This window comes from Aeromicrobium sp. JJY06, from assembly GCF_044069275.1.
Classification (GTDB): Bacteria; Actinomycetota; Actinomycetes; order Propionibacteriales; family Nocardioidaceae; genus Aeromicrobium; species Aeromicrobium tamlense.
Genome location: NZ_JBIMRD010000002.1, coordinates 548493 through 570169 on the forward strand (window position 1 = coordinate 548493; position 21677 = coordinate 570169).

The following is a 21677-nucleotide window of genomic DNA, read 5'->3' on the forward strand; positions in this document are numbered from 1 at the left end:
CTCTCGGGTCGGTGACGAAGTTGACAGTGATTCGGCGCGGTCGGCCGTGCGGATGGGTCGAATCATGTGACGCGCACCACAATCTGCTGCAGACCGCTGGAACCGTCGGGAAAAGGCGTCGCGCGCTCCTCGGTCTGGTACTCGCCGTCGGAGGCCTGGGCCCGCACCGTGAGTGTGTGACGGCCCGGCTCGGCGTCCCACAGCAGGTACCACTGGCGCCAGTAGTCGACGCCGCCGTCGGGACCGAACTCGGCCCGCTGCCAGTCGCCGTCGTCGACGCTCACCTCGACCGCCGCGACACCGCGGCCCTGCGCCCAGGCGACGCCCCCCACGACGATCCGGCCGGCCTGGACCTCCTTCAGCGCAGCGGGCGTGTCGATGCGCGAGGAGATCTTGATCGGGCCGTCGATGGCCCAGTCGCGCTTGGTCCAGTACGCCTCGCGCTCCTCGTAGGTGGTGAGGGTGAGCCTCGTCAGCCACTTGGTGGCGCCGACGTAGCCGTACAGGCCGGGCGTCACGAGGCGGGCGGGGAAGCCGTGGTCACGGGGGAGCGGCTCACCGTTCAGCGCGACGGCGACGATCATGTCGCGGCCGTCCTGCGCGGCGGCCAGGGGCGTGCTGATGGTGAAGCCGTCGACGGCGGTGCTCAGGATCTGGTCGGCGCCCGAGCGCACGCCCGCGCGCTCGAGCAGGTCCGAGACCCGGACGCCCAGCCAGCGGCCGGCACCCACGTACGGCCCGCCGACCTCGTTCGAGACGCAGGTCAGCGTGATGTCGCACTCGATCAGCGGGAGGGCGAGCAGCTCGTCGAAGGTCAGCTCGTAGGGCCGGTCGACCATCCCGTCGATCCGCAGCGTCCAGCTCTCGTGGTCCACGACGGGGGTCGTCAGGTTGATGTCCACGCGGTAGAAGTCGTCGCGATCGGTCTGGAACGGCGTGATCCCGCGGTAGGTCGCCTCCAGGCCGCGCGGCAGCGGCGGGAGCGGGCGCAGGGCACGGGGGAGCGCGATGTTCGTGACGTCGCGGGCCCGGGCCACGAGCCACTGGCCGGCGGTCCCTGCGACGAGCGCGGCGCCGACGATCACGCCCGAGCGCACGAGCAGTCGTCGCCGTCCGGGTCCGTCCACGGGCTCCTCGTCCTGAGGGGTCAGCCAGCGCAGGGCCGCGAGTGCCGCGACGCCCGTCGCCAGGGCGGGGAGCACGTCGATCGGCCGCGCGGCGGGCCGGGCGAGCGCCGCCCAGCCGGCCGCCGCGACGAGCAGCACCACGACCGCGGCGCCCACGGGGAGGGAGCGCCGCGCCAGGACGCCCCCGACCGCGGCCAGGAGCAGCGTCGCGACGAGCACCGTCCCCAGCAGGACCGGCTTGTCAGCCGTCCCCAGCCGCTCGATGGCGGCCTGCTTGAGCGCCGTGGGGGTCCGGTCGATCACGGCGCTGCCGACGGCCAGGACGGGCGAGGCGGCCGGTGCGACGATCGCGCCCACCAAGTGCCCGGCGGCGAGTCCGGCGAGGGCCGAGACGAGTCCGGCGAGGGCGCCGCGGGCGGCTTCGTGGCGATTCATGGGAGGGGTTCGTCGCCGACGGCCGAGCGGATGGGTCCGAACATGAGAGCCGTCTCACGTTGCGTTCACCTCGGGCTCACCTCGGCTCGCCACGATGGGGGACACCACGAACCGAACGAAGGAGCGCACGATGAAGACCAAGCCTCTCGCCCTCGCCCTGGTCGGCGGCGTCCTGCTGGCAGGCCTGCCCGCGGCGGCGCATGCGGACGACGATGACGACCGCGACCGCACCATCAACCGCACGGGTGACTACACGGTGAAGAAGGGGCGCGAGATCGACGGCAACATCACGATCCGCAAGGGGAACCTCGTCATCAACGGCGATGTCGACGGCAACGTCACCGTCCGCCACGGCAACATCGTGATCCGCGGCGACGTGGACGGCAACGTCCGCCAGCTGGGTCGCGGCTCGGTCACCGTCACGCGCTCCGGCTCGGTGGACGGCAACATCGTCGAGCGCGACCACGGCAACCTCACCGTCAGTGGTGACGTGGACGGCACGGTCACCGAGCTGCACCGCGGCCACGTCCGCGTCTACCGCGCCGCCGAGATCGACGGCAGCGTCCGCGAGCGCGGTGTCGGCCACCTGCTCGTCTGGCGCGGCGCCGATGTCGAGGGCTCGCTCAGCGAGGGCGGCCCGGGTCGCCTCGTCCGCCGCTGACCGCTCCCCGGGGACGGATCCTCACATCAGGATCCGTCACCCGGAGGCCGGCTTGAGGCGCGCCGCGGGCAGCCATCCGGTGTGCACGACGCCGTCGGGCGAGGCCCAGGTGCACAGCGCCTCCCAGCCCTTCACGACCGGCCGCCACTCGACCAGCACGCCCGGGTAGACCGCCGGGGCGTGCTGCACGGTGGAGAGGTTGACCCACACGTGCTGCGGCCGGATGCGCGGCGGGGGAGTCACGGCCGGGGGATCCAGCGCCGACAGGCGGTCGCCGTACCTCCGGTTGTGACCCATGGGACCACTGTAGAACGGGTGTTCGACGTTCGGCCGGTTCGGCCCGGATCAACGGTTGATGTGGCGGGCCCAGGCGAAGCAGAACAGCCCGAAGGCCACGAAGCCGGCGCCCACCAACCCCGTGAGGACGGGACCGAAGGGCTGGTCCAGCACGGTGCGCAGCGCCTCGTCGATGCCGCCGGACTTGTCGGGCTCGTGGGTGACCGCCGCATAGCCGAAGAGCGCGGCGACGCCGAGGACCGCGGCACCCTTGGCGACGTAGCCGACCTTGCCGAGCCACACGTAGGCCGAGCCCACGCGTCCGCTGGCGCCCCCGACCTCGATGTCCTTGAGGAAGCGCTCGGTGAGGCCCTTGTAGACCAGGTAGACGCCCACGGCGGCGATGCCGAGGGCCACCAGGCCGACCAGCACCTGGCCACCGGGCAGGTCCATGAGCTCGGCGCTGAACGACGTCGTCCCGTCCTGACCGGAGGAGCTCGAGCCGGTGACCACTTTGAACGCCGTCGCGGCGATCGCGCCGTAGAGGATGACCTTGCCCAGGCTGATCAGCCGCTTCCGGAGGCGCTTCGCGCCGTCGTCGCGGCGGTGGCCGACGGCGGCCTCGATGGCCTGCCAGACCGCGAGCATCACCATGCCGATGCCGACGGCCCACACGATGGGACCGCCGAACGGCTGCTGCGCGAGCTCGCGGACCGCGCCACCGCTGTCCGCCTCGCCGCCGCTGTCGCCGAACGCGAGCCGGATGGCCAGCCAGCCCATCACCAGGTGGACCACGCCGAACGCGACCAGGCCGATGCGGGCCACCTGGTCGAGAGCCGGATGGTCGTCGACCGCGCGTGCCGCGGACTTCGCCGAACGTGTCGCCATGAGGCCGAGCCTAGGGCGTTCGTGACCACCCGGCCCGGCGAGGACGGGGGAGGGAAGGCAGGCTCCCACTAGTCGCCGAGGATCCGCCGAACGAGCGTCGCGACGAGGGCGTCGACGTCAGCCTGCTCGTCGAGCGGGACGGTCAGCCGGTCGAGCACCAGGCCGTCGATCGCGTAGTGGAACAGGGCGATGTCCGCGGCGTCGCCGGGCAGTCCCATCGACGCGTTGAACTCGACGTCGGCGGCCAGTCCTCCCCGTCGCCACTCGGCGAGCGCCGCGGCGACGTGCGGCCGGCGCGTGGCCTCCAGGCGCAGCTCGAACAGGGCGATCGTGGAGTCCGGGTCGGACGTCAGCCGATGCACGATGTCGCGCAGGTAGTCGGTGAAGAGGTCGACACCGGGGGAGCGCCGCGCGAGCTCGGCATGCACGGCGGGGTCCGGGGTGAGCCGCTCGGCGATGCGCGCGAGGATCGCGTCGATGATCTCCTCACGCGAGGAGAAGTAGTTCGAGGCCGTGCCCTTCGGGACGCCGGCCTCGTCGTCGATCGCCCGGTGGGTGAGGCCTCGGGAGCCCTGCCGAGCGAGGACGCGCACGGCGGCGTCGGCGAGCCGGACGCGGCGCTCGGGATTGCGGACCATGGCAGCAGGGTATCGCAATCACGACATCTGTCGTGATACGTTCCCGATCACAACATCTGTAGTGAATGGAGAAGGTCATGCGCGAGCTCGTCTACTACGTCGCCGTCTCGATCGACGGTCTCATCGCGGAGCCCGACGGTGCGTTCGGCGCCTTTCCCGTCACGGGCGACCATGCCGCGGTCCTGACCAGCGACTTCGCGGACGCCGTGCCGACGCAGTTCCTGGACGGGCTCGGCATCGAGCCGCCACGCACGCGGTTCGACACGGTGATGCAGGGGAGCAGGAGTTACCGCATCGCTCTCGACGAGGGCGTCGAGCGGCCGTACGCCCACCTGCGCGAGTTCGTGGCGACCCGATCGGGCGACCCGGCACCGGACGGCGTCACCTACACGGCCGACGCCGTGGCGACCGTGCGCGAACTCAAGCAGGAGGACGGCCTGGGCATCTACCTGTGCGGCGGTGGCGAGCTGGCCGGATCGCTGCTGCCGGAGATCGACCGCCTGATCCTCAAGCGGTATCCGATCGTCCTGGGCGCCGGCATCGGGCTGTTCGGCTCGACCGAGGCGTCGATCCTGCCGTTCGACCTCGTGGACACGCGGCGATTCGGCTCCGGGCTCGTCATCGAGGAGTACACGCGAGCACGGTGAGGCATCGGGGCTCAGGGGAGCCCCTCTCGGCGCGCCCGTCGTACGTAATTGACATAATGTGCATTATCGGACAATGTCGCAGGCGGGTCGAGAGGGGCGTCAGGCCGGGATCTCCAGGATCGTCTCGAGGCCGTCCTCCTCGTCCCACTGCTCGCCGACCTCGACGAAGCAGTACTGGTCGAGCAGCGCACGCGACGGCCGGTTGTCCGGGCTGACGGTGGCGCGCACGACGGCGACGCGTGGATCGGCTCGGGCGACGTCCAGCATGATCTCCAGTGCCGCCCGTGCGTGGCCGAGGCGTCGACGGTCCGGATCGATCCGGTACCCGAGCTCGACCATGCCGCGCTCGTCCGGCGCGCCGTGGAAGCCCGCCAGGCCGACGACGGCGCCGGTGCGCTGGTCGACCACCAGCCGCGTGACCCAGACGTGATCGGCGGGCGTCCGCGCGATCTGGTCGGCACGCAGCGCCCACAGCCAGCGGCAGTCCGGACCTCCGATGTACGTCGTGAGTTTGATGCCGGACAGCCGCTCGGCCGACTCGAGGTCACCGCATCCCAGCGCCCGCAGCACGTCGCGCGGCACCCGGACCAGACTCAGGTCGTGGGAGCCGCCCTCGACCGACGTCCACGGTTCCTCGGTGCAGCCCACCGGCCGATGATGCCTCACGCGGTCGCCGCGGACCACAGGTGGCCGTCGGGATCGGCGAACGTGCCCGTGTAGCCCCACGGCTGCTGTCCCGCCTCGACGACGATCTCCGCGCCGGCGGCACGGGCACGCTCCAGCAGCGCGTCCACCTCGGCCGTCGACGACGCGGCCAGCGTGAGGACGCACTCGTGGTGTCCCGCCGGCGTCAGCGCTCGCCCGCCGATCGCCCAGCCGAAGCCGCCCGTCGGCACCAGCATCACGCTGAGGCCGTCCGACAGGCGGAGCTGCAGCGGCTCGGGCACCCCGTCCTCGGCGGGCTCGCCCGGGGCCTCGAGCCCCAGGACGTCGCGGTAGAAGTCACGTGACGTGCGGCGGTCCGCGATCGGCAGTCCGACGACGACGCTGTGGGCACTCATGCGTACTAGCGTGGGTGGATGAGCAGCCAATGGGAAGCCCTGGTCATCGACGCGAACGATCCTGAGCGCCTCGCCCGGTTCTGGAGCGCGCTGCTGGACCGTGAGATCACCGGCACGGACGACGACGGCGTCATCACGCTCGCGGCAGTCGACGGCGCCGGCTTCGCGATCGACATCGAGCCGACACGGCATCCCAAGACGCTCCCCAACCGGATGCACTTCGACCTCACCAGCGAGTCCGCCGACGCGCAGGAGGCCACCGTGGCACGGGCGCTCGAGCTCGGCGCGAGTCACCTCGACGTCGGTCAGGGGGCCGACGCCGAGCACGTCGTCCTGCAGGACCCGGAGGGCAACGAGTTCTGCGTCATCGAGCCCGGCAACAGGTTCCTGGCGGGCTGCGGCACGATCGGCGCGCTCTCGTGCGACGGCACGCGTGAGGTCGGCCTGTTCTGGCAGCAGGCGCTCGACTGGCCGCTCGTGTGGGACCAGGACGAGGAGACCGCGATCCAGTCGCCGCACGGGGGCACGAAGGTGACCTGGGGCGGTCCTCCCCTGATCGAGAAGCCCGCCAAGAACCGCTGGCACTTCGACCTGCGGCCGCGTGGCGACCAGGCCGAGGAGGTCGCCCGGCTCGAGGCGCTCGGCGCGACCCGCACGGACATCGGTCAGGGTCAGGTCGGCTGGGTCGTCATGCGCGACCCGGACGGGAACGAGTTCTGCGTGCTCTCGGGTCGCTGATCAGGCGGGCTTGACCCACCGTCTCCACTCCCCTTGCGGCGCGTACCCGGCGGACCGCCACAGCGCCGCTCCGGCCTCGTTGTCGTCGAGGACCATCGCGTCGAACCGCGTGGCGCCGAGGGACCGGAGCCGGTCCTCGGCGTGCCCGAGCAGTCGCCGGGCGAGCCCTCGCCCCCGCGCCTCGGGAGCCACGGCCAGCCGGTAGAGGTGCGCTCGCCAGCCGTCCCAGCCGGCGATCACCGATCCCACGATCCGCCCCTGCAGCACCGCGACCAGGATCGCTGCGGGGTCGCGCCCGACGAGGGCCTCGACCAAGGCCGCCGAGTCCTGCGGGCGGGCGGCGTTCTCGGCCGAGCCCTCCCAGAACTCCATCAGCGCGCCGACGTCGCCGGCACCTGCGTGGCGGACGGTGACGTCGCCGTCGATCACCCGCAGCGGGTGCTCGGCGAAGGTGGGCGGCTCGAACCCGTCCACGTGCGCGAGCACCGTGGCGTCGTCGAGCCAGTAGTCGTCGGGTCCCTCGTCGTGTCGCCCCCGCACACGCTCGAGCGCGACGTCACGATCGACCGGGAGGTACACGGTCTCGGCCGTCACGCCGAGGTCCGCGACCACGGCACGGTACCGATCCCGCAGCCCGCGCGTGGCGAAGGAGTAGTCGAGCACCACGTCCTCCCCCGCGTTGACCGTGGACGCGAGGCGGCCGAGCAGCTCCGTCTCGATCTGCGCCAGCAGCTCGCGCGGTGCCGGGAGCGAGGTGACGTCGTGCCGCCACGTCTCGACGTCGAAGCACAGCCGCGTCCAGCCCGACTCCTCCAGTCGCCTCGCGACGGTGGACTTCCCGGACCCCGACGGTCCGCACATGAGGATCACGGCCACGAGCGAGGCGTCCTGTCTGGAGGGGCATGACGAAGGGAAGGGCGATCGCCCTTCCCTCTTCAACGTATATCGCGGATGGGGGCTTGCCACAAGCCCCCCGGGCGGGTCCAGAATCGTCCGCCATGGCAGCCATATTCGCTCTCCGCCCGCACCTCGCCGACACGTCCCACCTCGCTCTGGTCCAGCAGGACGAGCGCCATCTCCGTCTGGTCGCGGCCCGCCTGGACGAGGCCCGGCGCCACGCCGCCGCGGACCTCGCCGAAGCACGGCGGCGTCCGGCGGGATCCGGCCAGCGCGCCCTGGACCGCGACCAGGACGTCCACCGGCTGGAGTCACGCCTGCGGCTCCTGCGGCGGTACGGCCTCGACCTGTGCCTGGGACGGATCGTCGGCGAGGACGGGACGATCACGTACATCGGCCGGCTGGGGCTGTCCGACGGACGCGGTGGCCGGCTGCTCGTGGACTGGCGCTCCCCCGCGGCCGCACCGTTCTTCGCCGGGACGGTCGCGCAATCCCTCGGCGTGAGCAGTCGACGGCGCTACCGCTGGGCGGACGGTCGGGTCGTCGACTTCTGGGACGAGGTCCTCTCCCCCACCGCACCGACGGACGGCCTCGCCCTGGACGACGACTCCGCCTTCCTGGCGGGACTGGCGGGCCGCAGGACCACCGCGATGCGCGACGTCCTCGGCACGATCGCAGCCGACCAGGACGCGATCATCCGGGCGGACAGTCGCGGAGCGCTCGTCGTCGACGGCGGACCCGGCACCGGTAAGACCGTGGTGGCGCTGCACCGTGCCGCCTACCTCCTTCACACCGACCCGAGGCTCGCGCCCGGTCACGGCAGCATCCTCTTCGTCGGCCCGCACCACCCGTACCTGGCCTACGTGGCCGACGTCCTGCCGAGCCTGGGCGAGGACGGCGTCCTCACGTGCACGCCGGACGACCTCGTGCCCGAGGCCGGCGAGGCACGTCGGGAGACCGACCCCAGGGTGGCCGCACTCAAGGCGAGCCTGACCCTGGTGCACGCGGTCGACGCGGCGGTCGCGGTGTACGAGGAGCCGCCGACGATCGACAGCGAGGTCGAGACCCCGTGGGGCGACGTGGTGCTCACGGCACGCGACTGGGCCGAGGCGTTCGCGGCGCCCGGCCCCCACGTGCCGCACAACGAGGCACGGTCGCTGGTGTGGGAGGCGCTGGCCGAGATCGCCCGCGACCGTCTGGCCGACGACGTCGATCCGGACGACGTCAGAGCCGTGCTGCAGCAGACCGAGCACGTGGTCGACGCACTCGAGCGGTCGTGGGTGATCCTCGAGCCCACCGACGTCGTCGCGGACCTGTGGGCCGTTCCGGCGTACCTCCGTCGGTGCGCACCCTCGCTCACGCCCGACGAGGTCGGACTGCTGCGCCGTGAGGAGTCGGCCGGCTGGACGGACGCCGACCTGCCCCTGCTGGACGCGGCGCGGCATCGACTCGGTGACCCGTCGCACGAGCGCCGGGCACGCGAGCGCATCACCACCGTCACCGAGCAACGAGCCGGGATGGACCGCGTCGTCGACGACCTGCTCGCGGCCATGGAGCACGACGACGGTGAGGGACTGTGGACCTCCCTGCGCCAGGAGGCCCTGCGCGACGCGCTCGTCGACGAGGACGCGGTTCCGAGTCGCGAGGTCGACGTCCTGGCCGGACCGTTCGCCCACGTCGTGGTCGACGAGGCGCAGGAGCTCACCGATGCCCAGTGGGCCATGCTCGTCCGGCGATGCCCCTCGCGCAGTCTCACGGTCGTCGGCGACCGCGCCCAGGCTCGCCGCGGCTTCCCGGAGTCGTGGTCCGAGCGGCTCGCCCTCGTGGGCGTCGGGACGGTGCGCGAGGCCGCGCTCTCGGTCAACTACCGGACGCCACGTGAGGTGATGGCCGAGGCGCGGCCGCTGATCCGCGCGGCGATCCCGGGAGCGAACGTCCCGGACTCCGTCCGCGCCAGCGGGCGCCCCGTGCGACGCGTCCCGGTCACGGACGTCGACGCGGTCGTCGACCGCTGGCTGTCCGAGCACGAGGAAGGGACGGTCTGCGTCATCGGCGACCCGGGCCGCTCCGCGACGGATCGCGTCCGCTCCCTCCCACCCGTGCTCGCGAAGGGTCTCGAGTTCGACCTCGTGGTGCTGGTCGATCCGGCGGGCTGGGGTGACGACGTGGCGGCGGCGGTCGATCGCTACGTGGCGATGACGCGCACCACCGACGAGCTCGTCATCGCCGAGTGAGGCCGCGTCAGTCCTCGGAGCGCAGGCGGAGCACGGCGGCCAGTCCGGCGAGCACCACCACGACCGCCCCGTAGACCAGCGCGGTCTGCGACAGTCCGATCCAGCCGACGGCGAAGCCGGCGATGACGGCCGGGATGCCGAACGCGACGTAGCTCGCGACGAACACGGCGGCGAAGAGCTCGCCCCGGCGCTCGGGCGGCGCGAGCGGGGTGATCGAGCGCATGATGCCCATGAAGGCCGCGCCGAATCCCGTGCCCGCGAACACGGTGGCCGCCAGGAACCACGGGAGGCTGTCCGCGGCGAGCGCGACCAGCGTCAGCGCGGTGCCGACGGCGAGGGTGGTGGTGCCGTAGAGGGTGATCCGGCGGCTGCTCCAGCGACGCGCGACGAAGCACATCACCGCGCCGGCGCCGTTGAGCGTGGTCACCACGAGACCCTGGGCCACGTGGCTCTCTCCCCCAAGCTCCTGCGCGATCAGCGGCGCGCCGAGCGACAAATAGAAGCCGCTCGTGGCCCAGCCGGCGATCACCGCGGGCACGGCGCGGTAGAAGGCGGCACGCGCCTGCGGCGGGACGCCGATCCGGGGCCGCAGCGACGCCAGCGCGCCCGGACGGCGCGTGGAGGTCTCCGGCGCCGCCCACACGACCACCGCCATGACGACGAGCAGCACCGCCAGCGAGCCGAACACGGCCGTCAGCGGCTCGGCCCCGGCGTGGTCGAGCGCCAGTCCGGAGACGAGCCCGCCCACAGCCAGACCGGCGAAGGGCGTGACGGAGTTCGCGATCGCGCCGCTGCCCGGACGGCTCGGCGGCTCGAGGTCCACGATCGCCGCGGACATCGACGGCATCAGCAGCCCGGCGCCGAACCCCTGCACGACCCGGGCGACGATCAGCACCGCCACGCTCTCGGCGTGCCAGAACGCGACCATGCTGCCCGCGAGCACGAGCAGGCCGAGCGCGATGACCGGCCGGCGACCGAGATGGTCCGAGAGCGAGCCCGCGACCAGCAGCGTGGCCAGCATCGACAACGCGTAGACGGCGAAGATCAGCGTCATCGCGGCGGACGAGAACCCGATCCGCTCCTGCAGCACGGGATAGAACGGCGACGGCGCACTCGCGCCGATCATGAAGATCGTCAGGGCCACCAGGACGACGACGAAGCCGGTGGCACGACGGACGCCGGACCGGGTGGCCACGGCGGTCATCATGCGCTGAGTGTAGGTCACGTCACATCCGCCCCGGAGGGCCCACCACTCCCCTGCGCCGCCGCTCAGGAGCCGACGTAGGCGGCGAGGTGCTCCCCTGTGAGCGTCGACTTCGCGGCCACGAGGTCGGCCGGGGTGCCCTCGAAGACGATCCGGCCGCCGTCGTGACCCGCGCCGGGCCCGAGGTCGATGATCCAGTCGGCGTGTGCCATGACGGCCTGGTGGTGCTCGATCACGATGACCGACTTCCCCGAGTCGACCAGACGGTCGAGCAGGCCGAGCAGCTGCTCGACGTCGGCCAGGTGCAGGCCGGAGGTGGGCTCGTCGAGGACGTAGGTGCCGCCCTTCTCCCCCATGTGCGTGGCCAGCTTGATGCGCTGGCGCTCGCCTCCGGACAGGGTGGACAGCGGCTGGCCGAGCGTCAGGTAGCCCAGGCCGACGTCCTCCAGCCGCGCCAGGATCTTCGCGGCGGCCGCGACGTTGACACCCTCCTTGCCGAAGAACGCGTGCGCCTCGGCCACGGGCATCGCGAGCACCTCGCTGATGTCGCGCTCGCCGAGCTGGTACTCGAGCACCGCGTCGGCGAAGCGGCGTCCCTCGCAGACCTCGCAGGGCGACTCCATCGTGGCGAGGATGCCGAGATCGGTGAAGACGACGCCGACGCCGTTGCAGTTGGGGCAGGCGCCCTCGGAGTTGGCCGAGAACAGCGCGGGCTTGACCCCGTTCTCCTTCGCGAAGGCCTTGCGGATGGGGTCGAGCAGACCGGTGTAGGTGGCCGGGTTGCTGCGCCGCGAGCCGCGGATCGCACCTTGGTCGATCGCGACGACGTCGTCGTTCCTCGCGACGGACCCGTGGATCAGCGAGCTCTTGCCCGAGCCGGCGACGCCGGTGACGACGACGAGGACCCCGAGGGGGATGTCGACGTCGACGTCCTGCAGGTTGTGCGCGTCGGCTCCGCGGACCTCGAGCCGACCCGTGGGCGTGCGCACGGCGTCCTTGATCGAGGCGCGGTCGTCGAGGTGGCGGCCGGTGATCGTGTCGCTGGCGCGCAGGCCCTCGACCGTGCCCTCGAACATGATCTGCCCGCCGCCGCTTCCGGCGCGGGGACCGAGGTCGACGACGTGGTCGGCGATCGCGATGGCCTCGGGCTTGTGCTCGACGACGAGCACGGTGTTGCCCTTGTCGCGCAGCTGCAGCAGCAGACCGTTCATCCGGTCGATGTCGTGCGGGTGCAGGCCCACCGTGGGCTCGTCGAAGACGTACGTGACGTCGGTGAGCGAGGAGCCGAGGTGGCGGATCATCTTCGTGCGCTGCGCCTCGCCGCCCGAGAGCGTGCCCGCCGGCCGGTCGAGCGACAGGTAGCCCAGGCCGATGTCCACGAAGGACTCGAGCGTCTGCGCGAGCACGGCCAGCAGCGGGGCCACGGACGGCTCGTCGAGGTCGCGCACCCACGCGGCGAGGTCGGTGATCTGCATGGCGCAGGCGTCGGCGATGGAGATGCCCTTGATCTTCGAGGACCGTGCGCCCTCGTTGAGCCGCGTGCCGTCGCACTCGGGACAGGTCTGGAACGTGATGGCCCGGTCGACGAAGGCGCGGATGTGCGGCTGCATCGCCTCGCGGTCCTTCGACAGCATCGACTTCTGGATCTTCGGGACGATCCCCTCGTAGGTGATGTTGATCCCGTCGACCTTGATCTTGGTGGGCTCCTTGTAGAGCAGTGCGTCGAGCTGCTTCTTCGTGAAGTCCTTGATCGGCTTGTCGGCCGGGAAGAAGTCGCCGTTGCGGAAGATCCGGCCATACCAGCCGTCCATCGAGTAGCCCGGGATCGTGAGGGCGCCGTCCTCGAGGGACTTCGTCTCGTCGTAGAGGGCGGTGAGGTCGAAGTCGGACACCGCTCCCCTGCCCTCGCACCGCGGGCACATGCCGCCGGTGACCGAGAACTCGCGGCGCTCCTTGACCGTGCGCCCGCCCGTCTCGAACGAGACCGCGCCGGCGCCGCTGATCGACGCCACGTTGAAGGAGAAGGCCTGGGGTGAGCCGACGTGCGGCTCGCCCAGCCGGCTGAACAGGATGCGCAGCATGGCGTTGGCGTCCGTGGCGGTGCCGACGGTCGAGCGCGGGTCGGCGCCCATCCGCTCCTGGTCGACGAGGATCGCGGTGGTGAGGCCGTCCAGGACGTCGACCTCGGGCCGCGCCATCGTGGGCATGAAGCCCTGCACGAAGGAGCTGTACGTCTCGTTGATGAGCCGCTGCGACTCGGCGGCGATCGTGCCGAACACGAGCGAGCTCTTGCCCGACCCCGAGACGCCGGTGAACACCGTGAGCCGCCGCTTGGGCAGCTCGACGCTGACGTCCTTGAGGTTGTTGACACGGGCTCCGTGCACGCGGATCAGGTCATGGCTGTCGGCCGGATGGCTCACGCGGAAGTTCCTCCCCAGATGGTTCTCGAACGATAGCGCCGGCACTAGCGTGGTCGGAACCACTGACACTTCGGCTCGGTGAGAAAAACTTCGCGACGGCTGTCGATCCGCTCCCGTCCCGTTCGACGTCATGGTGAGGGCGCACGAGGCGCCCACCCGAGAGGACCTGATCATGAAGAAGTACATGCTCATCATGCGCACCACCGACGAGGCGCTGGCCGCCTCGAAGGAGGTCGACTTCGAGGAGATCATCAACCGGATGGGCGCCTACAATGAGGCGCTGATGGACGCCGGCGTGATGGCGGGCGGCGACGGCCTGACCGATCCGTCGGAGGGCTTCGTCGTCGACTTCTCGGCCGAGGAGCCGATCGTCACCGACGGGCCCTACGGCGAGACCCACGAGCTGTTCAACGGCTTCTGGGTGCTGCAGGTGGCCTCGCGCGAGGAGGCGGTCGAGTGGGCCAAGCGCTGCCCGGTGGGCCCGGGCTCGAAGCTCGAGGTGCGCCGGATCACCGACGAGTCCGACTTCGAGGACTACGCCGACAACGAGTACGTGCAGAAGGAGGCCGGCTGGCGCGAGCAGCTCGGCACCGTCTGATGGACGACCTGACCGCGACCCTCGATGCCGTCTGGCGCATCGAGGGTCCGCGGGTCGTGGCGACGCTCGCCCGCATGACGGGCGACCTGTCCGAGGCCGAGGACCTCGCCCAGGACGCGGTCGCCGAGGCGCTGCGGGTGTGGCCCGAGTCGGGCGTCCCCCGCAACGCGGGGGCGTGGCTGACCACGGTGGCGAAGCGCCGCGCGATCGACGGCTGGCGCCGGCGCGAGGCCCTCGACGAGCGGCATCGGACGATCGCCCACCGGCTCGAGCAGGAGGACGACCTGGCGTGGGAGCCGATCGACGACGACCTGCTGCGACTGGTCTTCACCGCCTGTCACCCCGTGCTGGCGCGCGAGGCGCAGGTGGCCCTCACGCTGCGCGTGGTCGCCGGTCTCTCCACGACCGAGATCGCCCGACTGCTGGTCACCTCGGTGCCCGCGGTCCAGCAGCGGATCGTCCGCGCGAAGCGCACTCTCGCGGAGGCCCACGTCCCGTTCGAGGTCCCCGACCACACCGAGTGGCCGACGCGGCTCGCCGCCGTCCTCACCGTCACCTACCTGCTCTTCACCGAGGGCTACGCCCCCAGCGGCGGCGACCGGTGGGTGCGCCGCGACCTCGCGCACGAGGCACTGCGGCTCGGCCGCGTCCTGGCGCGCCTGCTCCCCCGCGAGCCCGAGGTGCACGGACTGGTCGCGCTCATGGAGCTGCAGTCCTCGCGGTTCGCGGCACGCACCGACCGTCGCGGCGAGCCGGTCACCCTGGCCGACCAGGACCGGCGGCTGTGGGACCGCGGCCAGATCGCGCGAGGACTCACGGCGCTGGAGCAGGTGGACGCCCTCGGTCGCGGTCGCGGCCCGTACGCCCTCCAGGCCTCCATCGCGGCGTGTCATGCCACCGCCCCGTCGTTCGATCGCACGGACTGGGAGCGGATCCTCGTCCTCTACGACGCGCTGTCCGCGCTCGTCCCGGGTCCGGTCGTGCGGCTCAACCGCGCCGCGGCCCTGTCGATGACCGAGGACGGACTCGAGCCGGCACTGGAGGAGATCGACCGCATCGCCGCGGACGGCGGACTCGGCCGCAGCCACCTCGTGGCCAGCACGCGCGCCGACGTGCTCAGGCGGCTCGGGCGCACGGCCGAGGCGAGGGGCGAGTTCCTTGCGGCCGCCGAGCTCGCGGGGAACGAGCTGGAGCGGGCCTGGCTCGAGCAGCGCGCCGCCGAGCTCTCCCCCTCCTGAAGTCGGTCAGTCGCGATCCATGACGGTGCAGAGGCAGGCCTTGTTGCCCTCGGCGTCCTCCAGCACCACGAACGACGGCGACTCCGAGTCGTCGAAGATCCGGCCGCCGGCGGCGACCCCGGCCTCGATCCGGGCGGGCAGCTGGCCCACCGGGATCCAGACGTCGAGGTGGAAGCACATCGGCGGAACCTCGGTGCGCGACTCGGTCGGCTGGAACCACAGCAGCGGCACCTGCCCCGTGGGGTCGGTGACCTCGTCGTTCGCGTAGGCCCCCGGGTCGCCGGTCAGCACCGCGGCCCAGAAGGGGCCGATGGCGTCCTTGTCCACGGCGTTCAGGGCGATCTCCACCGTGGTCAGGCGGCTCGGGTCGGCCTCGAGCGACCGCTCGGCCGCGAGGTCGCTGATGGTGCGAGCGAGCTCGAGGTCGCGCTCGGTGATGCCGCCCGAGTCGTGGCTGAGCAGCTGGATGTCCACGTGCGTGTAGGTCAGCTTCACGTCGGGGTGGTGATTCGCGGCCTCTGCCGCCGCACCGATGTCGACGACGAACTCCAGGCCCGTGGCGAAGTCCCCCGTGCGGTACCGGGTGTGCAGGCTGTGGACGAGGGGGCGCCAGTCGTCCAGGCCCGCGGCGATGATCGTCGGGACGTCGAGCGTGCTCATGAGCCCAGCATCGACCGCGCCCGCGATCAGCGCCAGCCCAGCGCGGGCGCGACGTGGGTCAGCAGGCTCTCGAGGACGTGGGCGTTGTAGTCGACGCCCAGCTGGTTCGGCACCGTGAGCAGCAGGGTGTCCGCCGCCGCGATCGCCTCGTCCTCGGCGAGCTCCTGGGCCAGCACGTCGGGCTCGGCGGCGTAGGTGCGACCGAACCGCGCCGAGCCACCCTCGAGGAAGCCCACCTGGTCGGTGCTGCGCGACTCGTGGCCGAAGTAGGCGCGGTCGAGGTCGGAGACGATCGGGAAGATGCTGCGGCTCACCGACACGCGCGGCTCGCGCTCGTGGCCGGCCTCCTTCCACGCATCGCGGAAGCGCTGGATCTGCTCGGCCTGCAGCTGATGGAACGGCACACCGGTGTCCTCGGTCAGCAGCGTCGAGCTCATGAGGTTCATCCCCTGCTCCGCGGTCCACTCGGCGGTGGCGCGCGAGCCGGCACCCCACCAGATGCGGTCGCGCAGACCCTCGGAGTGGGGCTCGATGCGCAGCTTGCCCGGCGGGTTCGGGAACATCGGCCTCGGGTTCGGCTCGGCGAAGCCCTCGCCCTTGAGCACCTCCAGCAGCACCTGCGTGTGGCCTCGGGCCATGTCGGCGTCGCTCATGCCCTCGGGCGGCTCGAACCCGAAGTAGCGGTAGCCGGAGATGACCTGCTCCGGTGATCCGCGGCTGATCCCCAGCTGCAGCCTGCCGCCGGAGATGAGGTCGGCCGCCGCGGCGTTCTCGGCGAAGGAGAGGGGGTTCTCGTACCGCATGTCGATCACGCCGGTGCCGATCTCGATGCGTGACGTGCGCGCGCCGACGGCGGCCAGCAGCGGGAACGGCGAGGCCAGCTGGCGGGCGAAGTGGTGCACGCGGAAGTAGGCGCCGTCGGCTCCCAGCTCCTCGGCCGCGACCGCGAGGTCGATGGACTGCAGCAGCGTGTCCGACGCGCTCCGCGTGGCCGACTGCGGCGAGTCGGACCAGTGCCCGAAGGACAGGAAGCCGATGTTCTTCATGTCTGCGTCAACGCCTCGCGCCGCGAATCATTCCGACACCACGAGCAGGTCGCCCACCTCGCAGTCGAGCGCGTCGCAGATCGCCGTGAGCGTCGTGAAGCGGATCGCCCGAGCGCGGTCGTTCTTCAGCACCGACAGGTTCACCACGGTGACGCCGACGATCTCGGCCAGCCGCGTGAGCGTCATCCCCCTCGCGGCGAGCAGCTCGTCGAGCCGGCAGTGCACCCGGTGCTCGTCGTCCTCCGGCGGCATCAGACCAGCCCCTCGGCGTCGCGCTGCATCCGCTCCCCCGCGTGGAACGCGGCGGCGATGCAGCCCACGACGATCGCGACGAACAGGTACTGCAGGGGCAAGGTCGTCGACAGCGCGAATCCCTCGCCGTCCTCGGCGAGACGGGCCAGCGCGGAGTTGCCGGCGAACGTCCTCCCCACGAGGTCGGCCACCCAGCCGACGAGGATCAGCATCGAGATCGACGTCAGCAGCCGCGTGTTGGTCCGGCTGAAGAACTCCCCGGTCATCAGGTGACGGCACAGCCAGGCGACGCAGACCATGATCGCCACGATCGCCAGCGCGGGCACGATGACGCCGGCGAGGGCCGCCAGCCAGCTCACGATCGGCAGGTCCGGGACCGTCACGGTGGCGCGGTCGATCTCGGCCGAGACCGTCCCGACGCCCTCGATCGTGATCGGCTGGGTGGTCGGGTCGAACTGCACCTCCACGGGAACGTCCTGGTTCGGGAGGATCTCCACGACCCGCCGCGCGGCGGTCACGACCGTGGCCACGCTCACGATGGCGGACAGGACGATGACGAGCCACTGGTCCGAGCGGGTGGCGGTGCCGAGAGGTGCCTTCATGGGAGCTCCGTTCCATATCGTTTCTCGATGTTATCGAAACACGATATGTGATGCCGGTCAAGGTCCTCTCCCCCGGGTGCCGCGCCTGCCAGACTGACGCCATGGCCGTCACCCGTCTCGTCGCCACGACCGACGCGGAAGCCCTGGCGGGGGTCCTGCGCCGCAACCGCGAGGCCTGGGCCGGCCTCGAGCCGAGGCGGCCGGAGGTCTACTTCACCACCAAGGGCCAGCGCGCGATCATCCAGGACGCGCTGCGCCGCTACGAGGAGGGCGTCTCCTTCCCGCGAGTGATCCTCGGCCCCGACGACTCCGTGGTCGGCCGGATCAACCTCAACGAGATCGTCCGCGGCCCGTCGATGAAGGGCGTCCTCGGCTACTACGTCGACGAGGCGCACCAGGGCCGCGGGCTGGCCAGCACGGCCGTGGACGAGATCGTCCAGCTCGCCTTCGTGCGCCTCGGACTGCACCGGATCGAGGCCGGCACCCGCGTCGACAACGTCTCCAGCCAGCGCGTGCTGGAGAAGAACGGCTTCACGCAGTTCGGCGTCGCGCGCGACTACCTGCGGCTCGCCGGGACCTGGCACGACCACGTGCTCTACGAGCGGATCGCCGGCGACTGACCTAGCGTCGTGGCCATGAAGACGATCGCCCGCCTCCTGCTCGGCGCCGTGCTCGCGTTCGCGGGCGTCGGTCACCTGACGTTCGCCCGCGACGAGTTCGACGCGCAGGTGCCGAACAGCATCCCGCTCGACGAGGACCTCGTCGTGGTGGTGTCGGGCATCGTCGAGATCGCCCTCGGCGCGGCCCTCATGGCGATCCCGCGTCACCGCCGTGTGATCGGCCTCGTCGCCGCGGCCTTCTTCGTCGCGGTGTTTCCCGGGAACGTCTCGCAGTACGTCAACGGCGTCGACGCGTTCACGCTGAACAGCGACCGCGCTCGGCTGATCCGGCTGTTCTTCCAGCCCGTGCTCGTGATCTGGGCGCTGTGGTCGACCGATGCCCTGGAGCTGGTCAGAGAACGCCGGCGACGCGGAACTGCACGCTGATCCTGGGACCGACCGGGCGCGCGGTCTTGAGGATCGCGTGCTCCCACGTGCGCTGGCAGCTGCCCCCCATGACCGAGAGGTCGCCGTGCCCGAGGCTGAAGCCGGTCTGCGGGCCACCACCGGCCGGCCTCAGGCTCAGCCGCCGCTCGGCGCCCAGCGACAGGATCGCGACCATCGTGTCCTCGGTGCGGCTGCGGCCGATGCGGTCGCCGTGCCAGGCCACCGAGTCGTTGCCGTCGCGGTAGTAGCACAGGCCCGCGGTGACGAACGGCTCGCCGAGCTCGGCCGCGTAGTGCGCCGACAGCGCGTCGCGCGCCTCCTCCAGGGCGGGATGCGGCAGCGGACGGCGAGGGCCGTAGAAGCACAGCAGCCGCGGCACGTCGACGACGCGCTCGTACATCTCGCGGCGCTCCTCGCGCCACGGCACCTCGGTGCGCAGGGTCTCGAACAGCTCGTCCGAGCCGCTCACCCAGCCAGGCAGCGTGTCGACCCACGCCCCGTGCGACAGCTCGTGACGCTGCACGCGGTCGAGCGGGCCGACACGGACGCCTGCGTCACCGTCGAGCAGTGAGCCTTGGAACCACATGGCCCCACGTTACGCCGATTCACCGAACGTGCGTTCGAACCGGCCCCGGCGTGTCACGCGTGGACGGCGTCCCAGAAGGCGTCGAGGTGCTCCGGCGGCTCCGGCGAGCCCATCCCCTGGCGCGTCAGCAGGACGCCACCGACGCCCGACACGGGGTCGACCCACAGGCTGGTTCCCGTGCCGCCGTCCCAGCCGAAGCGGCCGGGGTGCGAGCCCGGGTGGCGCGCGTCGAGGTCGATGCCGACGCCCAGGCCCCAGGTGCGGTTCGGCTCCAGGAACTCGTGAGCCATCGCCGAGGCGGCCTCGCCCACCGCGTCGGTGGTGAGGGCGGCGAACGAGCTCGCCGAGATCACGGGACCGCGCGGACCGCGTCCACCGCGCAGCAGCATCTGCACGAATCGCGCCAGGTCGGCCGCCGTCGAGAGCAGGCCCGTGGCGCCCGAGCGGAAGACAGGCACGTTCATCAGGCGCGGGTCGCCCCACGGGGCGACCTCGACGAACTCGCCCCGCCGGTTCGGGAACCACGAGGACGGCACGCGGTCGACCTCGGTGAGCTCCACCGTGTAGCCGGTGTCGTGCATGTCGAGGGGGTCCAGCACCTTCTCGCGCAGCACGAGGTCGAGGCGGCGGCGCGTCGCCCGCTCGATCAGCACCGCCAGCACGTCGTAGGAGAACTGGTAGAGCCAGCCCTCCCCCGGCTGGTGCGCCATCGGCAGCGAGCCCGCGAGCTCGGCCCACCGGTCGGGTCGCAGCACGGGTGGCTGCCACGCCGAGGCCAGCTCGAGTCGCTGGTACTCGCCCAGCAGCGGATCGTCCGGTCCCGCCGTCATGTCCCAGCCCAGCCCCGAGCCCATCGCCAGGACGTCGCGCAGCGTGGTCGGTCGCGCGGCGGGCACGGTGTCGTCGAGCGGCCCACCGCGGGTGCGGAGCACGCGGCGGTCGGCGAACTCGGGCAGCCACCGGTCCATCGGGGCGTCGAGCTCGAGCAGGCCCTCGTCGACGAGTCGCAGCGCGAGGACCGCGACGATCGGCTTGGTGATCGAGGCGATCCGGAAGATGGTGTCGGGGCCCAGCGGCCGCGCGGAGCCGATCTCCACCTGTTGACGCGGGCCGCGGACGGTGGCCCAGACGGCGCCGGACACGGCCATCCTCGAGGCCACGTCGCGCATCGTCCGCGACACGTCGGGGGCCGACACCGCGGGCCTCAGGCGTCCACGACGCCGGTGCGCGGCGTGATGACGGGCTCGCTGGACCAGGGGAAGTTGATCCACTGGTCGGTGCGGCGCCACGCGTAGTCGGGCGTCAGCAGCGTGCGGGGCTTCTCGTAGATGACCGCCGAGCGCACCGCGCCGGCGTGCTCGGAGCACACCCGGACCACGAGCTCGAGCGTCTTGCCGCTGTCGGCGACGTCGTCCACGACGAGCACCGACAGGTCGTCGAGCTCGGCGAGGTCGAGGAACGGCGGCAGCAGGGTGGGCTCGTCGCGCGTCGTGCCGACGCCCGTGTAGAACTCGACGTTCATCGTGAAGAGGTGCTTGCAGTCCAGCGCGTACGCGACCGATCCGGCGGGGATCAGGCCGCCGCGGGCGATGCCGAGCACGATGTCGGGCTCGAAGCCCGAGTCGGCCACGGCCTGGGCGAGCTCGCGGACCGCCACGCCGTAGGTGTCCCAGGTGAGGATCTCGCGCTCGTGGTCCATGCGCCCATCGTGGCACGATGACGACCATGGAGGTCACCCGCTTCGGGCACGCCGCCGTCCTCGTCGAGGCCGCCGGGACCCGCATCCTGATCGATCCGGGCGCGTTCAGCGCGCCCGCCACCTTCGCCCTCACCGGCCTCGACGCGATCGTCGTGACCCACCAGCACGCCGACCACCTCGACCGCGACCGGATCGGCTCGCTCGTCGAGGCCAACCCCGGCGCCCGGCTGCTGGCCGAGCCCGAGACGGCGGCCACCCTCGACGACTGGGAGCGCACCGGCCCGGACCTGACGTTCGAGGTCGGAGGGCTGACCGTGACCGGCGTCGGCTCGCGTCACGCCGAGATCCTCCCGGCGCTCCCCCGCGTCGGCAACGTCGGCGTCCTCGTCACCGCCGACGGCGAGCCCACGCTGTTCCACCCCGGCGACACCTACGAGTACCGGCCCGACGGCGTCGACATCCTCGCGCTCCCGCTCTCCGCTCCGTGGGCGAAGGTCAGCGAGACCGTGGAGTTCGTGCAGGCCGTCGCGCCGCGCACCGCGTTCCCGATCCACGACTGCACGATCTCCGAGGTCGCGTACGGGATCTACTGGACCCACGTGGAGGGCCACGGCGGCGTCGACGACCTCCAGCGACTCCCCCAGGACGGCGTCCTCGCCCTCTGATCGCGAGGCGGGCTCGACGGTGGCGACACTCACAGGGCGCAGACTGGCTTTATCTCACA

25 protein-coding genes are annotated in these 21677 nt (G+C 71.8%); 9 read left to right on the plus strand and 16 right to left on the minus strand.

The features are described from left to right. Positions 1 to 62 precede the first annotated feature (62 nt). Positions 63 to 1562 carry a molybdopterin-dependent oxidoreductase gene (locus ACGWYL_RS14135; protein WP_179424341.1) on the minus strand — a complete coding sequence of 500 codons (1500 nt, stop codon included), beginning with the start codon at positions 1560 to 1562 and terminating at the stop codon, positions 63 to 65. Positions 1563 to 1692: 130 nt separating this feature from the next. On the opposite strand from ACGWYL_RS14135, the gene ACGWYL_RS14140 reads away from it, so the two are divergent. Further along, complete coding sequence (locus tag ACGWYL_RS14140) at positions 1693 to 2223, plus strand: polymer-forming cytoskeletal protein (protein WP_179424340.1); 531 nt, start codon at positions 1693 to 1695, stop codon at positions 2221 to 2223. A gap of 36 nt (positions 2224 to 2259) precedes the next feature. Here ACGWYL_RS14140 and ACGWYL_RS14145 read toward each other — a convergent pair whose 3' ends face one another. From ACGWYL_RS14145 to ACGWYL_RS14155, 3 genes are all read right to left on the minus strand, one after another. Further along, positions 2260 to 2520, minus strand: coding sequence for a hypothetical protein (locus ACGWYL_RS14145; protein WP_179424339.1), 261 nt, complete (start codon positions 2518 to 2520; stop codon positions 2260 to 2262). Between the two features lie 48 nt (positions 2521 to 2568). After that, positions 2569 to 3387 carry a DUF1206 domain-containing protein gene (locus ACGWYL_RS14150; protein WP_269302244.1) on the minus strand — a complete coding sequence of 273 codons (819 nt, stop codon included), beginning with the start codon at positions 3385 to 3387 and terminating at the stop codon, positions 2569 to 2571. A gap of 68 nt (positions 3388 to 3455) precedes the next feature. Further along, positions 3456 to 4025 (minus strand): TetR/AcrR family transcriptional regulator, encoded by a 570-nt coding sequence (locus ACGWYL_RS14155; protein ID WP_395487507.1) that lies wholly within the window; start codon positions 4023 to 4025, stop codon positions 3456 to 3458. 77 nt (positions 4026 to 4102) lie between these two features. Between ACGWYL_RS14155 and ACGWYL_RS14160 the strand changes: the two genes are divergently transcribed. Further along, a complete protein-coding gene (locus ACGWYL_RS14160; RefSeq protein WP_395487508.1) occupies positions 4103 to 4672 on the plus strand; it encodes a dihydrofolate reductase family protein in 570 nt (189 codons plus the stop codon). Positions 4673 to 4771: 99 nt separating this feature from the next. Here ACGWYL_RS14160 and ACGWYL_RS14165 read toward each other — a convergent pair whose 3' ends face one another. Together ACGWYL_RS14165 and ACGWYL_RS14170 are read right to left on the minus strand one after the other, a co-directional pair. Beyond that, the gene (locus ACGWYL_RS14165) at positions 4772 to 5320 is read right to left on the minus strand and encodes a GNAT family N-acetyltransferase (protein WP_395487509.1); all 549 of its coding nucleotides are present in this window, start codon (positions 5318 to 5320) and stop codon (positions 4772 to 4774) included. Positions 5321 to 5334: 14 nt separating this feature from the next. Then, the gene (locus tag ACGWYL_RS14170) at positions 5335 to 5733 is read right to left on the minus strand and encodes a VOC family protein (protein WP_395487510.1); all 399 of its coding nucleotides are present in this window, start codon (positions 5731 to 5733) and stop codon (positions 5335 to 5337) included. Positions 5734 to 5751: 18 nt separating this feature from the next. Here ACGWYL_RS14170 and ACGWYL_RS14175 point away from each other — a divergent pair, with 18 nt between their 5' ends. Continuing rightward, on the plus strand, positions 5752 to 6471 hold the full coding sequence (locus tag ACGWYL_RS14175) for a VOC family protein (RefSeq protein WP_395487511.1): 720 nt from the start codon (positions 5752 to 5754) through the stop codon (positions 6469 to 6471). On the opposite strand, the gene ACGWYL_RS14180 is transcribed toward ACGWYL_RS14175, so the two are convergent. Further along, positions 6472 to 7347 (minus strand): GNAT family N-acetyltransferase, encoded by an 876-nt coding sequence (locus ACGWYL_RS14180; RefSeq protein ID WP_395487512.1) that lies wholly within the window; start codon positions 7345 to 7347, stop codon positions 6472 to 6474. A 122-nt stretch (positions 7348 to 7469) separates the two neighbouring features. Here ACGWYL_RS14180 and helR point away from each other — a divergent pair, with 122 nt between their 5' ends. Next, positions 7470 to 9602, plus strand: a complete 2133-nt coding sequence (gene helR / locus ACGWYL_RS14185; protein WP_395487513.1) for an RNA polymerase recycling motor ATPase HelR — start codon at positions 7470 to 7472, stop codon at positions 9600 to 9602. 7 nt (positions 9603 to 9609) lie between these two features. Here helR and ACGWYL_RS14190 read toward each other — a convergent pair whose 3' ends face one another. Continuing rightward, the gene (locus tag ACGWYL_RS14190) at positions 9610 to 10809 is read right to left on the minus strand and encodes an MFS transporter (protein ID WP_395487515.1); all 1200 of its coding nucleotides are present in this window, start codon (positions 10807 to 10809) and stop codon (positions 9610 to 9612) included. A gap of 62 nt (positions 10810 to 10871) precedes the next feature. Next, complete coding sequence (locus tag ACGWYL_RS14195) at positions 10872 to 13226, minus strand: ATP-binding cassette domain-containing protein (RefSeq protein ID WP_395487516.1); 2355 nt, start codon at positions 13224 to 13226, stop codon at positions 10872 to 10874. Positions 13227 to 13398: 172 nt separating this feature from the next. Between ACGWYL_RS14195 and ACGWYL_RS14200 the strand changes: the two genes are divergently transcribed. After that, positions 13399 to 13824, plus strand: a complete 426-nt coding sequence (locus ACGWYL_RS14200) for a YciI family protein (RefSeq protein ID WP_395487517.1) — start codon at positions 13399 to 13401, stop codon at positions 13822 to 13824. Next, positions 13824 to 15062 carry an RNA polymerase sigma factor gene (locus ACGWYL_RS14205; protein ID WP_395487518.1) on the plus strand — a complete coding sequence of 413 codons (1239 nt, stop codon included), beginning with the start codon at positions 13824 to 13826 and terminating at the stop codon, positions 15060 to 15062. The genes ACGWYL_RS14200 and ACGWYL_RS14205 overlap by 1 nt, the downstream gene beginning before the upstream one ends. Positions 15063 to 15068: 6 nt before the next feature. Here the strand turns inward: ACGWYL_RS14205 and ACGWYL_RS14210 are convergent, their stop codons facing one another. From ACGWYL_RS14210 to ACGWYL_RS14225, 4 genes are read right to left on the minus strand one after another with little or no spacing between them, the layout of a single operon-like run. Beyond that, positions 15069 to 15722: a 4a-hydroxytetrahydrobiopterin dehydratase gene (locus ACGWYL_RS14210; protein WP_269302262.1), complete on the minus strand. Its 654-nt coding sequence runs from the start codon at positions 15720 to 15722 to the stop codon at positions 15069 to 15071. Between the two features lie 26 nt (positions 15723 to 15748). Beyond that, entirely contained in the window at positions 15749 to 16768 is a 1020-nt protein-coding gene (locus ACGWYL_RS14215) for an LLM class flavin-dependent oxidoreductase (protein WP_269302264.1), read from the minus strand. A 27-nt stretch (positions 16769 to 16795) separates the two neighbouring features. Then, positions 16796 to 17020: a helix-turn-helix transcriptional regulator gene (locus ACGWYL_RS14220; RefSeq protein WP_179424327.1), complete on the minus strand. Its 225-nt coding sequence runs from the start codon at positions 17018 to 17020 to the stop codon at positions 16796 to 16798. Further along, the gene (locus ACGWYL_RS14225; protein ID WP_179424326.1) at positions 17020 to 17622 is read right to left on the minus strand and encodes a DUF2975 domain-containing protein; all 603 of its coding nucleotides are present in this window, start codon (positions 17620 to 17622) and stop codon (positions 17020 to 17022) included. Before ACGWYL_RS14225 ends, ACGWYL_RS14220 begins: the two co-directional genes overlap by 1 nt. Positions 17623 to 17723: 101 nt before the next feature. On the opposite strand from ACGWYL_RS14225, the gene ACGWYL_RS14230 reads away from it, so the two are divergent. Together ACGWYL_RS14230 and ACGWYL_RS14235 are read left to right on the plus strand one after the other, a co-directional pair. Then, positions 17724 to 18242 carry a GNAT family N-acetyltransferase gene (locus ACGWYL_RS14230; protein ID WP_395487519.1) on the plus strand — a complete coding sequence of 173 codons (519 nt, stop codon included), beginning with the start codon at positions 17724 to 17726 and terminating at the stop codon, positions 18240 to 18242. Between the two features lie 15 nt (positions 18243 to 18257). Then, positions 18258 to 18668, plus strand: coding sequence for a MauE/DoxX family redox-associated membrane protein (locus ACGWYL_RS14235; RefSeq protein ID WP_179424324.1), 411 nt, complete (start codon positions 18258 to 18260; stop codon positions 18666 to 18668). Here ACGWYL_RS14235 and ACGWYL_RS14240 read toward each other — a convergent pair. The 3 genes from ACGWYL_RS14240 to ACGWYL_RS14250 are packed head-to-tail and all read right to left on the minus strand — an operon-like array spanning position 18634 to position 20953. Then, entirely contained in the window at positions 18634 to 19254 is a 621-nt protein-coding gene (locus ACGWYL_RS14240) for an alpha-ketoglutarate-dependent dioxygenase AlkB (protein WP_179424323.1), read from the minus strand. The two genes, ACGWYL_RS14235 and ACGWYL_RS14240, sit on opposite strands and share 35 nt — an antisense overlap. A 53-nt stretch (positions 19255 to 19307) precedes the next feature. Further along, on the minus strand, positions 19308 to 20414 hold the full coding sequence (locus ACGWYL_RS14245) for a serine hydrolase domain-containing protein (protein ID WP_395487520.1): 1107 nt from the start codon (positions 20412 to 20414) through the stop codon (positions 19308 to 19310). 44 nt (positions 20415 to 20458) lie between these two features. Next, positions 20459 to 20953, minus strand: coding sequence for a phosphoribosyltransferase (locus ACGWYL_RS14250; protein WP_179424321.1), 495 nt, complete (start codon positions 20951 to 20953; stop codon positions 20459 to 20461). 17 nt (positions 20954 to 20970) lie between these two features. Here ACGWYL_RS14250 and ACGWYL_RS14255 point away from each other — a divergent pair, with 17 nt between their 5' ends. Beyond that, positions 20971 to 21618 carry an MBL fold metallo-hydrolase gene (locus ACGWYL_RS14255; protein WP_395487521.1) on the plus strand — a complete coding sequence of 216 codons (648 nt, stop codon included), beginning with the start codon at positions 20971 to 20973 and terminating at the stop codon, positions 21616 to 21618. Positions 21619 to 21677 lie beyond the last annotated feature (59 nt).